24 protein-coding genes and 1 pseudogene are annotated in these 12,751 nt (G+C 74.8%); all 25 read right to left on the reverse strand.

The window, feature by feature from the left end:
* Window positions 1–7 precede the first annotated feature (7 nt).
* The gene (locus tag ACZ52J_RS33975; RefSeq protein ID WP_465624263.1) at window positions 8–283 is read right to left on the reverse strand and encodes a hypothetical protein; all 276 of its coding nucleotides are present in this window, start codon (window positions 281–283) and stop codon (window positions 8–10) included.
* Window positions 284–480: 197 nt separating this feature from the next.
* Window positions 481–924 carry a hypothetical protein gene (locus ACZ52J_RS33980; protein ID WP_465624264.1) on the reverse strand — a complete coding sequence of 148 codons (444 nt, stop codon included), beginning with the start codon at window positions 922–924 and terminating at the stop codon, window positions 481–483.
* A gap of 26 nt (window positions 925–950) precedes the next feature.
* Window positions 951–1,499, reverse strand: coding sequence for a hypothetical protein (locus tag ACZ52J_RS33985; RefSeq protein ID WP_465624266.1), 549 nt, complete (start codon window positions 1,497–1,499; stop codon window positions 951–953).
* Window positions 1,500–1,572: 73 nt separating this feature from the next.
* On the reverse strand, window positions 1,573–1,830 hold the full coding sequence (locus tag ACZ52J_RS33990) for a hypothetical protein (protein ID WP_465624268.1): 258 nt from the start codon (window positions 1,828–1,830) through the stop codon (window positions 1,573–1,575).
* Between the two features lie 95 nt (window positions 1,831–1,925).
* Entirely contained in the window at window positions 1,926–2,681 is a 756-nt protein-coding gene (locus tag ACZ52J_RS33995; protein ID WP_465624270.1) for a hypothetical protein, read from the reverse strand.
* Window positions 2,682–2,812: 131 nt separating this feature from the next.
* Window positions 2,813–3,055 (reverse strand): hypothetical protein, encoded by a 243-nt coding sequence (locus ACZ52J_RS34000; protein ID WP_465624272.1) that lies wholly within the window; start codon window positions 3,053–3,055, stop codon window positions 2,813–2,815.
* A gap of 123 nt (window positions 3,056–3,178) precedes the next feature.
* Complete coding sequence (locus ACZ52J_RS34005; protein WP_465624273.1) at window positions 3,179–3,688, reverse strand: AAA family ATPase; 510 nt, start codon at window positions 3,686–3,688, stop codon at window positions 3,179–3,181.
* 32 nt (window positions 3,689–3,720) lie between these two features.
* Window positions 3,721–4,284, reverse strand: a complete 564-nt coding sequence (locus tag ACZ52J_RS34010; RefSeq protein ID WP_465624275.1) for a nucleoside 2-deoxyribosyltransferase domain-containing protein — start codon at window positions 4,282–4,284, stop codon at window positions 3,721–3,723.
* Window positions 4,281–4,652, reverse strand: a complete 372-nt coding sequence (locus ACZ52J_RS34015) for an HIT family protein (protein ID WP_465624276.1) — start codon at window positions 4,650–4,652, stop codon at window positions 4,281–4,283. The genes ACZ52J_RS34010 and ACZ52J_RS34015 overlap by 4 nt, the downstream gene beginning before the upstream one ends.
* A gap of 131 nt (window positions 4,653–4,783) precedes the next feature.
* Window positions 4,784–5,266 carry a hypothetical protein gene (locus ACZ52J_RS34020; RefSeq protein ID WP_465624277.1) on the reverse strand — a complete coding sequence of 161 codons (483 nt, stop codon included), beginning with the start codon at window positions 5,264–5,266 and terminating at the stop codon, window positions 4,784–4,786.
* 196 nt (window positions 5,267–5,462) lie between these two features.
* Entirely contained in the window at window positions 5,463–5,783 is a 321-nt protein-coding gene (locus ACZ52J_RS34025) for a hypothetical protein (RefSeq protein WP_465624279.1), read from the reverse strand.
* 104 nt (window positions 5,784–5,887) lie between these two features.
* Window positions 5,888–6,133: a hypothetical protein gene (locus ACZ52J_RS34030; RefSeq protein ID WP_465624280.1), complete on the reverse strand. Its 246-nt coding sequence runs from the start codon at window positions 6,131–6,133 to the stop codon at window positions 5,888–5,890.
* Between the two features lie 98 nt (window positions 6,134–6,231).
* A complete protein-coding gene (locus tag ACZ52J_RS34035) occupies window positions 6,232–6,540 on the reverse strand; it encodes a DUF7739 domain-containing protein (protein WP_465624282.1) in 309 nt (102 codons plus the stop codon).
* A gap of 108 nt (window positions 6,541–6,648) precedes the next feature.
* Window positions 6,649–7,254, reverse strand: a complete 606-nt coding sequence (locus tag ACZ52J_RS34040) for a hypothetical protein (RefSeq protein ID WP_465624283.1) — start codon at window positions 7,252–7,254, stop codon at window positions 6,649–6,651.
* A gap of 37 nt (window positions 7,255–7,291) precedes the next feature.
* The gene (locus tag ACZ52J_RS34045) at window positions 7,292–7,798 is read right to left on the reverse strand and encodes a hypothetical protein (protein WP_465624285.1); all 507 of its coding nucleotides are present in this window, start codon (window positions 7,796–7,798) and stop codon (window positions 7,292–7,294) included.
* A gap of 122 nt (window positions 7,799–7,920) precedes the next feature.
* Window positions 7,921–8,340: a hypothetical protein gene (locus ACZ52J_RS34050; protein ID WP_465624287.1), complete on the reverse strand. Its 420-nt coding sequence runs from the start codon at window positions 8,338–8,340 to the stop codon at window positions 7,921–7,923.
* Window positions 8,341–8,473: 133 nt separating this feature from the next.
* The gene (locus ACZ52J_RS34055; RefSeq protein WP_465624288.1) at window positions 8,474–8,713 is read right to left on the reverse strand and encodes a hypothetical protein; all 240 of its coding nucleotides are present in this window, start codon (window positions 8,711–8,713) and stop codon (window positions 8,474–8,476) included.
* Between the two features lie 85 nt (window positions 8,714–8,798).
* Entirely contained in the window at window positions 8,799–9,524 is a 726-nt protein-coding gene (locus tag ACZ52J_RS34060) for a hypothetical protein (protein WP_465624289.1), read from the reverse strand.
* Window positions 9,525–9,609: 85 nt separating this feature from the next.
* Complete coding sequence (locus tag ACZ52J_RS34065) at window positions 9,610–10,005, reverse strand: hypothetical protein (protein ID WP_465624377.1); 396 nt, start codon at window positions 10,003–10,005, stop codon at window positions 9,610–9,612.
* A 24-nt stretch (window positions 10,006–10,029) separates the two neighbouring features.
* Window positions 10,030–10,353 (reverse strand): annotated as a pseudogene (locus tag ACZ52J_RS34070) (DNA polymerase III subunit beta family protein); the annotation flags it as partial.
* A gap of 12 nt (window positions 10,354–10,365) precedes the next feature.
* Window positions 10,366–10,782, reverse strand: a complete 417-nt coding sequence (locus ACZ52J_RS34075; protein WP_465624290.1) for a hypothetical protein — start codon at window positions 10,780–10,782, stop codon at window positions 10,366–10,368.
* A 27-nt stretch (window positions 10,783–10,809) separates the two neighbouring features.
* On the reverse strand, window positions 10,810–11,205 hold the full coding sequence (locus ACZ52J_RS34080) for an RRQRL motif-containing zinc-binding protein (RefSeq protein ID WP_465624292.1): 396 nt from the start codon (window positions 11,203–11,205) through the stop codon (window positions 10,810–10,812).
* 117 nt (window positions 11,206–11,322) lie between these two features.
* Window positions 11,323–11,706 carry a hypothetical protein gene (locus ACZ52J_RS34085; RefSeq protein ID WP_465624293.1) on the reverse strand — a complete coding sequence of 128 codons (384 nt, stop codon included), beginning with the start codon at window positions 11,704–11,706 and terminating at the stop codon, window positions 11,323–11,325.
* A 127-nt stretch (window positions 11,707–11,833) separates the two neighbouring features.
* Window positions 11,834–12,085 carry a hypothetical protein gene (locus ACZ52J_RS34090; RefSeq protein ID WP_465624295.1) on the reverse strand — a complete coding sequence of 84 codons (252 nt, stop codon included), beginning with the start codon at window positions 12,083–12,085 and terminating at the stop codon, window positions 11,834–11,836.
* Between the two features lie 10 nt (window positions 12,086–12,095).
* Window positions 12,096–12,737, reverse strand: a complete 642-nt coding sequence (locus ACZ52J_RS34095) for a hypothetical protein (RefSeq protein WP_465624296.1) — start codon at window positions 12,735–12,737, stop codon at window positions 12,096–12,098.
* Window positions 12,738–12,751 lie beyond the last annotated feature (14 nt).

The raw sequence follows: 12,751 nt of genomic DNA on the forward strand, positions 1-12,751 counted from the left end.
GGCGGCGCTACTCTGCGGTCCGCTCTCCCCGCTTGATGGCGCGGATGGTCTTGGGAGCCAGGCCCAGCCGTCCGGCGAGGCTGTCGATCGGGACGTCCCGGCGGAGGGCGGCACGGATCGCGCGGTCGCGGTGGGCCTTGTACTTGTGGCGGATCCCGGCGCCGGCGACGGTGCGCTGGAGTGCGACCGCGATCCAGCCGAGGGCGATGCCCTCCCAGGTGCGGGCTCGGACACGGAGCTGGGCAGCAGTGGTTGGTCTGGCGGCGGTCGGGTTGGTGGACATGGCCGTCTCCTCACCTGGGCCACGTGCGGGCCCTGCGTGCACGGTGAGGCCAGACGGAAGATCGGGCAAGACCGCCATTTCAGCCACACGACCGCGGGCTGGACTCAATGGAAACGACGCTCCCCAAGTCGCAGGTCCGGCCCCGGAAACCGCGAAAGGGCCCGCCCCTCGCCGGGAGGCGGGCCCTTTCTGGTAGATCAGGCCGGGATGGTGCCGACGGCACCGTCCAGACCGATGGCCCGGGTGACGGTGGCGAGGGTCGCGGTCCAGTCGCCGGCGTGGTGGACGGCGCGGTCGTCGACGTACGCGGCTGCGCCGAGTTTGGTGCTGGTGACCAGGATCGGGCCGCCCACCGCGGTCCAATACGCCCGAGCAGGATCCGGGTCGACGAACGCCGCGATGCCGGAGTACCAGGTGATCCAGTCGGCCACCTCGGGCAGCCAGATCCTCGGCCTCGCGGTGTAGACGAAGACCGCCCTGTGGCGCGCGAGCATGCGCAGCGCGTCCATGGCGCCGGGCTGGGGGAGGCCGATGCGGCCTCCCTGCCATCCGCCATCCACCGCGAGTGTTCCGTCCAAGTCGAGGCCGACGGCGTGGGAGGCCGGGCTGTCGGGGCGGGGAGCGATGACGGGTCGGTGCATGTAGTCCTCCATCGGGTGGGCAGGGTCTACAGGAGGGGGAGCTGGTTCTCATCCGGCTGCTCGGGGGTGCCCTCGGTGCGGGCCTGGGTGCGGGCGTCATCGTGGGCGTCGTCGGCGCGGTCGCAGATCAGCCGGCCGTCAGGGAGTTCGTGCCACTCGCGGCTGCCGACGGCGTCGTCGGCGGCGTTCTCGGGGATGTCGTGGTGGGGGATGAACTCGTCCTCGACCAGGTCGCCGCAGATGCTGCACTTGGCGGTCCAGCACAGCGACGGGACGGCGATGCCGGCGCCCGAGCGGGCCGTGCCCTCGCGGCGCCAGGCGTAGCCGTGGTGGAGGACCAGGGCGTGGCTGACGGGCTGGAGCGGGGAGCCGTCGTCGAGGTCAGCGGCCGCGGCGTTGTGTTCGGCGGCGGCCATCAGCGCGGTGGCGAGGTCGGGCATCTCCAGCAGGGTGTCGGGGCCGGTGAGCCACAGCTCCCAGGGCCGGTCCGGGCGTCCGGGGCGCAGCCGGTCGGCGGGGTCGGCGGTGAAGAGGCCACGGCGCCCGGCCTGGGTCAGGGTGGGGGTGGTCGTCATCTGCGGTGTCTCCTTCGACGGGTCTCGGCCCGGCCTGCTGGGGTGCGGGAGGGGCCGGGGTGCTGGCGGGTGGTCAGGCGTGGCGGGCGGTGGGGCGGTGCAGGAGGAGCTGGAGGGCGGCGGTGATGTTGGGGTGCTCGCCGGTGGCCGGCCTTCCGCAGTTGAAGCAGTCCTGTTCTCCGCCGGCCCAGGAGGTCTCACAGGGCGTGCAGGTGTAGTGGCGGCGGCCAGCGGGTCCGGCGTACGGGTCGGCGAAGACGGTGGGGAGGGCGATCAGGACCGGCTTGTGGTTGGCGGCCGGGGCGGTGCGGCAGGTGGCGGTGCGGGCCATGGCTGTGGTCTCCCTGATCTGAGCGGCGGGGCGGGGGAGGGAGCGGCGGGCCGGTCCTTGGTGGAGGCTGGCCCGCCGCGAGGGCTGCTGTCGGGCTACAGCAGACCGGCGGCGTGGGCCTCCGCCTCCTGGTCGACGTCGTCGTCCTCGTCGGCCTGGTCCTCGCCGTCGAGCGGTTCGGCGGGGCACAGCTCGGCGATGGCGAGGTCGCTGCCGAGGGCGGACCACGGGTCGTCGGCCTGGTCCTCGTTGTCGTCGGGCTGCGCCGCGTCGGCTGCGGAGCTTTCCAGGAGCGCGACCAGCTCGCTGATGCTGCGCACTCGGATCTGCTGCTCGCCGTCGCGCACGAGCAGGTAGGTGCGGGTGCTGTAGCCGTGCTGGTCGGCGGGGGAGGGCACGCACAGGAGGTGGGCGCCGCCGGGCAGCTCGCACGTCGCGGTGCCGTCCTGCGAGCCGGTCCAGTTGGCGGCCTCAGTGAGGCTGCCGCCGCTGTGGTCGAGGCCGTTGGCACTGGTGGCCGCGCGGTGGGCGGCGTCGGCGGCGACCTCCTCGGCGAGCTGCTCCCTCGAAGGCGCCGGAACGGGCGCAGCGGCGGCGGGGGCGTAGCCGTAGGCCGGGACGCCGAGGCGGTGGCGCAGCGGACGGCGGAGCTGGGTGGTCGCCTGGTCGGCGAGGCAGGCCGCGAGACCGGCGGCAGCCGCGGCGAGGGTGAAGCGGACCTCGGCCGGGCGGGCGGCGAGGGTGCGGTAGGTGGTGAGGCCGGCGGTGGCGGCTGCGGCGGCGATGGCGATGTTGTCGGCCGTGTCGAGGGCGTTGCTCAGCAGTCGGGCACGGGTCGTCTGCTCGGTCATCAGGTGCCTCCAGGGGAGCGGGTGGGTACCGGCCGGGCGGCCGCGCCGCTCACCGGAACCCGCCCCGTGCCCGGCTGGTGGCCGGGTGGCGGTGGGGGTCCGGTGGGCAGCGTCAGCGTCCGGGACGGCGGTCAGTCCAGTTCGGCGCGCAGCCGGTCTGCCTGCTCCTGGGCCGCGCGGGCGGCCGCCGGGTTGGCGCCCGCGCCCAGGGCGGCGGCCCCGGTGTAGACGCGGATGAGGGACTTGCGGGTGGCCTGGTCCAGGGGCGGCATGGGGCGGCCGTCGCGCTTGGCGGCCCATCGGGCGGCGAGGGCTTCGATGTCGGACAGGTCCACCCGGTACTGCGGGGCGGCGGGGTCGGGGTTGGTGGTCATCGTTCCTCCGGGCGCGTGTGGCGGGGTCCGGCCGGGCGGCCGCGCCACGCACCACGGCACCCCTCCGCCCGGGCCTGGCTGGCCGGTGGGCGGGGCGCGGTGGTGGGCAGCGTGGCGGTCCAGTCAGGCGGTGCGCAGGTGGCGGATCTCGTCCCAGCCTTCGCGGGGGAGCAGCTCGCGGGCGGAGCGGGCCATGCGGTGCTGCCAGCGGACCGTGTCCTCCGGCACCCGCTGCTGCGCCGGGCGCGTCGCGTTGCGGGCGAGGCATTCCTCGAGCGGGGCGTCGACCAGGACCGCGACGGCTCGGCGGCCGTGCTGGTGGGCCAGCTCCACCATCTGGAGCCGGTGCTGCGCCTCGACCGAGGTGTTGTCCACGTAGGTCGTGGCGCCCCGGCGCGCCCGGGTCAGGAGGATGTGGTGCTGGAGCAGGACGGCGTCGGCGGTGGCGTCCTGGTCGCCGGGCTCGGAGACGATCGCGCGCAGGGTGTCCAGGCTGACGATCTGGTGTGGCGGGACGGTGCGCAGGGCCGAGGACTTGCCGCTGGCCGCGCACCCGATCATGGCGACTAGGTCGCCGGGCTGCACGGGTTCGAGGGTGCGGGAGCGGGCGGTGGCGAGGGTGGTGGTCGTCATCGCGGGGGCCTCCGGGGTGGTGTGGTGGGTGGTCAGAGCCAGGCGCCGGTGGGGTCGTCGGGCGCCGGGTTGTCGACGGGGCCGGGCTGGCTGGTGGTGGTCTGGCCGGGCGTGCGGCTGGTGGTGAGGGCGAGGGCGGCGGCGACGGTGTCGCTGAGGGTGTCGCGTACGGGGGCGCCGTGGCGGTGTGCGACCCAGATCAGGTAGCGGTTGCGCTCGGGGGCGGCGCAGTCGGGCGGGCAGCCGAGCACCACGCGGCCGGTGCCGATGTCGAGGCCGAATTCGACGTTGGTGGTGAAGCCGGGCATGTGCTCGAGGTCGCGGGGGATCCAGAAGAGGATCGCGTCGGCGCTGGCCCGGGCGGCGGTCTCCCACTCGACCTGGTCGTCGTAGTGCGCGGCGCGGCGCCCGCCTCGGGATTCGGGGGAGAGCACGTTCAGCGGGCCGGGGCCGGCCCATTGGGCGCCGAGCTCGGCGTAGGCGGCCGGCCTCCAGGAGTCGACGGGGCCGCCGAGCCTGGGGGTGGGGCCGGCGAGGAACACGGACGGGCCGTGGGTGGGCAGGGGCTCGCGGGCCATGACGAGGTGGAGGTTCATGCGGTGGCTCCGTTCCGGGCGGCGTGCTGCGGGGTCCAGGGCAGGGGCAGGGCGTCCCCGTCGGTGCGGGGGACGACGTGCAGGTGCAGGTGGAAGACCGTCTGCGTGGCCGCGGCGCCCCGGCTCGTGATGACGTTGGCGGCGGGCAGGTCGGCGGCGAGCTCGGCGGCGCGCGCCATGGTGGCGGCGGAGACGGCCGGGTCGGTGCCGACGTCCGCCGCGTGCTGGCGGGGGATCACCAGCAGGTGCCCGTCGGCGACACCGCCGCTGCGCGGGCGGATCGCGATGGCGTCGCTCCACTCGCGGACGACGTCGGCGGGCGCCTGGCCCGTGACGATGGCGCAGAAGGCGCAGTTCGAGACCGACACGGTGATCGGTTCCCTTCTCGGCGTTGGGTCCGGCCGGACGGCCGCGCCGCGCACCACGGCGCTGCGACCGCCCGGCCTGGCGGGCCGGGGGGCGGAGCGGCGTGGTGGGCAGCGTGAACGTCCGGCGCGGGTCAGCGGGCCAGGAGAAGGGCGGCGGTTTCCCAGCCGTGGTGCCAGGCCTGATCGAGTTCGAAGGATCCGCAGATGGGGGTGAGGCGCTCGTAGAAGGTGCCCTTGCCGGTGGCGTTGGCCAGGCGGGACAGGGGCTGGCGCCTGTCCGCGATGTAGTGGGTCGCGAAGGACAGGGCCAGCGCGGCGGCGACGCGGCCGGGCCTCAGGCGCAGGCCCAGCAGGCGCGAGCCGATCAGGAGGGCGCCGGCCTGGGTGGCGGTGTAGGTCGCGCAGTGGTGGACACAGGCGAGCCGGCCCTCGCGGGTGCCGTACACCGTCTCGGTGCCGGCCTCCTCGTCGCGATCGACGACGGGGTTGGTGTCGGTGGCGCCCTTGATCCGGGCGCAGGTGTCCGTCTGGACCCACATGTCGCCGATCGCGGCGGCGGCGCGCAGGAGGGCGTAGGAGGTGGCGAAGCGGGCGGCGCGGTCGGTGGCGGTCACGGATTCCTCCAGGTGGTTGTGGTGCGGGTTGGTCGCCGGGCGTGCTGGTGTCACGGGCGGGCTGCGGGGATAGGCCGCGTTCGGGCGCGGCGGGGTGACCGGCCGTCGGGTGCGCGGCCGGCGGTGCCGGTAACGGGGTGGTGCGCGTCCGGGTCGTGAGCCCGCGCCGGCCTGGTGCCGGGGACGCGCTGGCGGGTCAGCTGGTGGGCTTGGGCATCGAGCGGCACTCGTTGGCGTGGGCGTTCGCGTCCTGGTGGGCGTCCTGGCGCTCGTTGGGCAGGTACGGGTCGCGGAAGGAGCCCACGCCGCCGGTGGTGCCGCAGCCCTGGCACTTCCAGGTGAAGCCGTCCACCTCGTGGTAGGTGTCGCCGACGTAGGGGCGGCCCTTAGCGAGGTACCTGGTGGTGAAGCGGTGGCTCGTCAGATCGACGTGGGCGCCGCCGACGGTCAGGTAGCGGGCGAGGACGTTCTCGGGCCAGGCGGCGGTCCACACGGTGCTGGTGATGGTGCTGCTCATCGGGTCTTCCCTCCCGAGGCTGCTCCGGGGCGCGGTGTCCCGGATGGTGCGCGCCCGGGTCGTGAACCCTCGCCGGCCGGTGCCGGAGACGCGCTGGCGGCTGGTCAGCCGCCGTCGCAGTAGCGCTTGGTCTGCTTGAGGACGTGGTCGCGGGTGAAGCCGGTCTCGGCTGCGGCGTCGGCCTGGAGGACCTGGCCGGTGCGGATCAGCTCACCGATGGCGGCCCACATCTCGGCGTCCGCCTCGGCCTTGGCCTTCTCGGCGTCGGCGTGGATCTTGTCGCGCATCTTCTTGAGCGCGGCGATCCGGGTGCGGCCTTCGGCGCGGGTGGTCTGGTCAGGACGGGGCATAGCGGGCTCCTGGCGTGTGGGCGGCTGCTGGTCTGCATTCACGGAGAATGCAGACTCGCAGTCTGCCCTGTGTGCGGCCGGAGCGGGCCGAGCGGTGGTCACTCGATGGTCCAGCCGCCGCTGCGCCAGGCGCGCTCGGCGTCGTTGGCCAGGATCCGGGCCAGGCGGGTCCAGCCCGGGAGGGCGAACCAGCGCATCCGGTCCGCGGCCCAGCGCAGCGCGAACATGATCTGCTGGGCCTGGTCCGCCGTGAAGACGAGCTCACTGCGGAAGTCGCCGTCCAGGGCGGTGAGGAACGTGCGGATGGTGGCGCTGTCGCCGATGCGCGCCCACCGCAGCCTGCGGGCGAGGCGCTGGGTGGTGAGGCAGCTGCGGTGTCCGGTGTTCTCGCCCCAGTAGATGCCCATGGCAGTTCCTTCCCGGTTGGGCGGGAGGGGTTCCCGCACAACCAAGTATGCAGACTCAGGCTATGCATGTCCAGAGTATGCGTTTCTCTGTGGCGGTCAGCGCGGTGGTCAGCGCCCGGACTCGTGGCACTCGCACTTCGGGGCGGGCTCCCAGCCGCTGGGGGTGCGCTGGCGGATGGGCCCGGCGCCGGGGATGCCGCTGCCGCCGCAGGTGGTGCAGGAGGCGTCGGCCCCGGGGTCGAGGGCCCATTCGAGACCGCAGGCGCGGCAGCGGGCGCAGTCCGCGTAGTCGTCGCTGTTCCAGGCCGGCTCGCCGTACTCCTCGGCGCCGGGCGTCTGGCAGCGCGGGCAGGTGATCGTGTACTGCCGGGTGCGGATGGCGTGGCCGAGGGGGTCTGCGATCACGCCGAGCAGCACCTGGTGGTTGATGGCCTCGTACTCGGCGACCCGGTGGGCCAGGGCCAGCGCCTGCTCCCGGGTGTGCTTGTAGGCGGCGGCGCGGCCGATGTCCCTGACGGGCTGCCAGCCGCCGTCCTCGCCTTCGACCCAGGCCCGCAGGCCGACCAGGGCGCCGTCGGTCACCGCCCAGCCGGTACCGGTCTCGTCGCGGCGCACGACGACCTCGCCGTAGCCGCCCACCGGGCCCTGGGGGATCGGCACGCGGAACTCCACGGCCAGCGCCAGCTGCTCCTCCGGGGACAGGGTGCTGTTCATCCTTCTCCTTCTTCCTGCTCGGGGTTCGTGTCTCTGGTCAGCCGGCGGTGGTCGGGCGGCCGGTGCGCCCGCCGAGCAGGGGCGAGAAGGCCTGCGGCTTGCGGGACCAGCGGACGTAGTCGACGCTGCTCGCCGCGTAGGTGTTGGTCAGGAGGCTGCCGGAGTCGTCGAGGCAGTCGTGCAGGCGGTCCAGGCGGTCCCAGGCCAGCCGCAGCTGGCCGATGAGCCAGTCCCGGTCCTCGCCGGTGAGCTCCTCGGCGGCGGCGACGGCCTCGAGGTGGCCGGTGTCCTGGATGCCGGCCGCGAGGAAGGCGTCGACGCGCTGCGCTTCCTCAGCGGTGAACTGCTCGCCGATCCGCCGGGCCTCGTCGGCGCGCGGGTCGTCCTTGTAGGTGGCGAAGCTGCGCTCGGAGAGCGCGAGGCGGGCCAGCTCCCAGTCGGTGGCCTCGCCCAGGATGCTGTCCTGGCGGAAGGTTCTCCCGGGCTGGTTGAACGGCTCGTAGGCGGTGGCGGCCAGGGTGGACGTGGTGGTGTCGGTGGTCACGGAGTCCTCCTGTCGGGGTCCGGCCGGGCGGCCGCGCCGCGCACCACCGCTGCCCGCCGTCCCGGCCTGGGTGGCGGGGGCGGCGGGCGCGGTGGTGGGCAGCGTCAGTGCCCGGAGGTGGGTCAGCTGTGCTGGAGCTCGACGGCGTCCCGGTCGGCGGCCGGCAGCGTGTGGGTGGCGGCGGTGACGACCCGGAGCCGGAGCTCCTCGGCGGCCCGGACGGCGGCCACCAGGTCCTCGTAAAGCCGGTGCTGGTCGGGGTCGCGCAGGTCCAGGTGCGTCTCGGAGGCGGCGGCCAGGCCGCAGAGGTAGACGACGATGTCGGCGCTCTCCTGGTGCAGGCCGACCAGGCCGGGCTGGAAGTCGAGCGGCGAGGTCAGCCGCCGCAGGGCCTTGGACAGGTCGGCCGGGTGGCCCGCGCGGGCGGTGTCGAGGTTGTCTTCCAGTGCGGCGGCCAGGGCGTCCTGGTCGGCGTACGCGAGGCCGTGGCCGAGGCGGCGGAGCAGGCGGGCGGGCAGCAGGCGGAGCAGGCGGCCGTTCACGGTTCCTCCCAAGGGGGTGGGCTGGATGGTTGGTGCCGGCCGGGTGGCCGCGCCGCGCACCACGGCGCCCGCCGTCCCGGCCTGGGTGGCGGGGGCGGCGGGCGCGGTGGTGGGCAGCGTCAGTGCCCGGGCGTCAGTGGACGGCGCTCCAGATGAGCAGCAGGATCACGGCGATCCCGACGAGGACGGCCTTCGGCGAGATGCTGGTGGTGGACTCCAGGCGCCGTATCTCGGCGTGGATGGCGTCGCACTCGGCCTGGATTCCGGCGTGGGCTTTGCTGCCGGGGGTGAGGCCGGACAGGATCGCCGAGCGGTGGTGGAGCTTCTCGTACAGGGCCGCGATCTGTGCGTCGCGGGAGATGGCCAGGGCCACAGTGGGTGCCTCTCGGTCGGCAGGACAGGGCAGGGGGAAGAGGCGGCCGGGCCGGTGCGCCAGGGCACCGGCCCGGCTGGGAGGGTCAGCGCTGGTCGAAGGGCGAGCCCGGCGCCGGGACGGCCGGCCGGGGCCGAGCCGTCTTGCACTCGGGGGCCTGGATGGTGATCTGCGGCTGGACGTCGGTGCGGTTGATCACCATCGGGCGCAGCGAGAAGGTCAGGCCGCGTAGGGCGGGCAGGGAGACGACCGCGATGGCCGCGGCGGTCAGGCCGACCGCGACCGGGCGTCCGGCCTCGGGGGCGGCGGACCAGACCATGGCGAGCGTGGCGCAGGACCAGGCTGTCCAGCTGGCGCGCGCGATGGCGCTCTGGGTGATGAACGACAGCAGGGCGGCGATCAGGCCCAGCGTCTTCCATGCGCCGTAGGCGGTGGCCGCGGTGAGCGGGTAGGCCTGGTGGGCGATGAGGTAGGCGTGGATGGGGCCGGTGACGGCGACGCGCAGGCCGTCGCCTCCGGCGGGCAGGTCCTGGGGCAGGTGCACGGCGTCGATCACGGCGGCGGCGGCCTTGAGCAGGATGCCGCCGACGGTGCCCAGCACCAGGACGGCGAGGGTGATGACGGCCAGGTAGGCCAAGGCGCGCACCCACGGTTCGGCGCCGGCGAAGTCGTCCAGGCCGGCCGCCAGCTCGCGGCGGCGCCGGTCGAGCCAGCCGCCGGGGGCGGTCATGGCGCGGACCCGGCGGCCGGCCGCCTCGCGGACGCTGGCGCTCGGCTGCTCCTGGGGGGCGGGCTCGGTGTGCTGGTTCACGGGGTGCTGCTCCTGTTCGGGTTGGTGTGCCGGAGGTTGTGCCGGGGCCCGCCCCGGCGGCGCGGGGCGGGCGGGTGTTTCGGGGTCAGCCGTTGAGGCGGATCGGCATCAGCAGGTGCTGGTAGTCGGTGTCGGTGAGTTCGCCGGAGTGCCCGGTGAGCAGGGCGGGCTTGGTGGCCGAGGTGGCGTGCAGGCGGGCCTCGGGGGCGGCGAGCGCCTTGAGGGCGTCGGCGAGGTAGCCGGGGTTGAACGCGATGGTGCCGCCGTCGAGGTGGCCCGTGGTGTTGCAGGGGATGCGGTCGACAGCGTGGGCGTCGTCGCCGTGCCCGGCCTCCAGGAGCAGCTGCCTGCCGTCGTCGGTGACGGTCAGCCGGACCGGGGTCTTGTCGGAGGCGACCAGGGCGACGCGCTTGAGCGCGGCCAGGGCCTCTTCGGTGGGGACGGTGACGGTCAGCTCCGCGCCGGCCGGGGTGGGGAACACGCCGCGGTGGCGCGGGAAGTCGCCGTCGAGTAGCCGGGTGCCGATGGAGGAGCCGGCGGTGGTGAGGGTGAGCTGGCCGTCCGACCAGCCGACGGCGACCGGGTGCTCGCCGGTCATCGCGCGGGTGGCCTCGGCGAGGAACTTCGCCGGGATGAGGACGGCGCCGTCGTCGGCCTTGTCCTTCTTCTTGCCGGTCTTGGGCGTCACCGCCGGGAGGGTGCCGGTGGGCTGGACGGTCAGCTCGCGCACGGCGAAGCGGTAGCGGTCGGTGGCGGCCAGGGTGATCCGGTCGTCCTCGAGGAGCAGCTGCACGGCGGTCAGCACCGGCAGGCTCTCCTCGGTGCTCGCGGCGACGGCGACCTAGGCGACGGCGTCGGCGAGCGCGTCGGCCTGGACGGTGAGTACGGTGTCCGGCACGCCGGGCAGCTGCGGGTACTCCTCGACCGGCAGGGTCGGCAGCGTGAACTTCGCCGTGCCGGAGGTGACGAGCAGCCGGGATCCGGACAGCTCGATGTCGACTTCGGCGGCCTTCGGCAGGGTCTTGCAGATCTCGTTGAGGAGGCGGCCGGAGACCAGCGCGGTGCCGTCGTCGGCGATCTCCGCGTCCACGCGGGTGGTCGCCGCGGTCTCGTAGTCGAACGCCGCCAGGTGCAGGCCGCGCTCGTCGGTGCGCAGCAGGATGCCGGCCAGGACCGGGACCGGCGGGCGGGTGGGCAGGGCGCGGGCGGCGAAGGCGACGGCCTCGGCGAGCACGTTGGCGAAGACGCGGAGCTTCACGGTGTCCTCCAGGACGGTGGCGGTGGATCAGGCGGCGTTGGTGAGGGCGGCGAGCTGTTCGCGCTCGTCGTCGGACAGCTCGCTGCACGGCACGCAGGAGCCGAGGGTCTTGAGCGGGAGGCAGGCGTCGTAGCGGGTAAGGCACAGCGGGCACGTCTGGCGGGCGGCCATCGCCCGGTCGAGGGCTTCGGCCCGACGCGGCGTCATCGGTCGCACGGGCAGGGCCTGGTCGATCCGGTACAGGTACGCGATCCGCTTTCCCCGGCGGCAGACCACCTGCGCGGCGGGCTCCTGGCCGCCGGGGCGCAGGCCCAGGGCGCGCAGCTGGCGGCGGGTGTGCAGGCCGGGGTCGGCGTAGCGCCAGGGCCAGGTCGGCAGGCCACCGTGGTGCTCGCCGGAGGGGTCGAGGTCGGATGCGCGCACGGCCGGGGTCTCCTTCTCTGCGGGGTGGCCGGTCGATGCCGGCTGCGGATCGGAGGGTGGTGCGACGCCGCCCGCCCCGGCCGGGGGTGCGGTCGGGGCGGGCGACGGGTGGGTTGGTCAGTCGCGGGTGGCGGGCAGCGCGGCGGGGGAGTGGGTCTTGCCCTGCCGGGCCTGGGCGGCGAGCCAGGCCCCGGCGGCGGTCATCAGCCGGCCGTCGCCGAGGGCGTCCAGCGGGGCGGTGTCGATGTCGTGCATCAGCTCGGCCGGGTCGAGCGGCCGCATGAACTCGACCGGGGCGAAACGGATGACCTCCCGGGTGACCAGCACGAGCAGGTCGGCCTTGTCCTCCAGGTGGTGGGCGTCGGCCAGGACCTTGCAGATCTGGGTGTGGTCGGGGCGGCCGGTCAGGTAGCGGTCCATGTCGCGGAACAGGACGTAGGTGCCGAGGGCCGGCTTGACGGGGGCCGGGGTGGTGGCGGGGCGGGCGGCGGGCTGCTGCATGGTGCGGTCCCTCTCATCGGGCGGGGTCGGCCGGTCGGCCGGTCCCGTCCCCGGACGCGCCGCGCCCGCCCCAGCCGGGGTCGGCGGGGCGGGCGCGGGTGGGCCGGGGGCGAGGCCGGACGGCCGGTCAGAACATCGGGAGGGCCTGCGCGTCGGGCACCATGGCGGACGAGGTGGCCGGGGCGACGGGGTCCGGGTCCCACTCGATGCGGGAGTCCGCCCAGTTCATCTCCAGCATGTCCTCCAGGGACAGCCAGCTGACGAAGGTCCGGCCGCCGAGCTCCATGGTCATCCGGCCGTCCGGGTGGAGCGTGCAGTCCTGGGGCTCGCACCCGTCGGTGTGGACGCGGAAGCGGCGCGGGCCGGTCGGGTCGGTCACGTCTGTCCTCTCAGCCGATGTTGTTGGTGATGGAGCCGCGCCAGCCCGCGGACTGGCGGCCGATGTGGGTCTGGTTGGTGCGGTGGACCAGGGCGAGCACGGTGCCGGTCGCGGACGCGCCGTCGCCGGTGGCGCTGGCGCCCGCCCCGGACGCGGAGCCGGAGGCGACCGAGCGGAGTTTGCCGAGCAGGCCGGCCACGCCGAGCACCACGGCGGCGACGAAGATGGCGGCCCACTTGAGGAGTTCGCCGAGCTGGCCAGCGTGGGGGGCGACCTCGGCGACGGCGGCGCCGAGCATCCACACCGCGCCGCCGGCCGCGAGGGAGGCGATGGAGCCGTACAGGACGTACTGGCGCACCGCGAGGGACAGGCCCGGGTCGACGGGCTGGGCGGCCGCGGGGACGGGGTCCAGGGCGTCGGCGGCGCGGCGGTGGTCGGCCAGGCGGGCGGTCATGGCGTCCAGATGGGCGCTCATGTCGAAGACGGGCACGGCGACGGCCTGGCCGTCGACGAGCGCGGGCACGCACGTGGCGTCCCCGCAGTCCGGGCTCAGCGGTACGGCGACGAGCTGCCCGTCCATGGTCGTCGGTGCGTAGCCGCGCTCCAGGAGGATGACCTGCGAGTCGTTGTTCGGGGTGTCGGTGCCGGGCACGGCGATCTCCTTCG

This window comes from Kitasatospora sp. NPDC034035, from assembly GCF_055575755.1.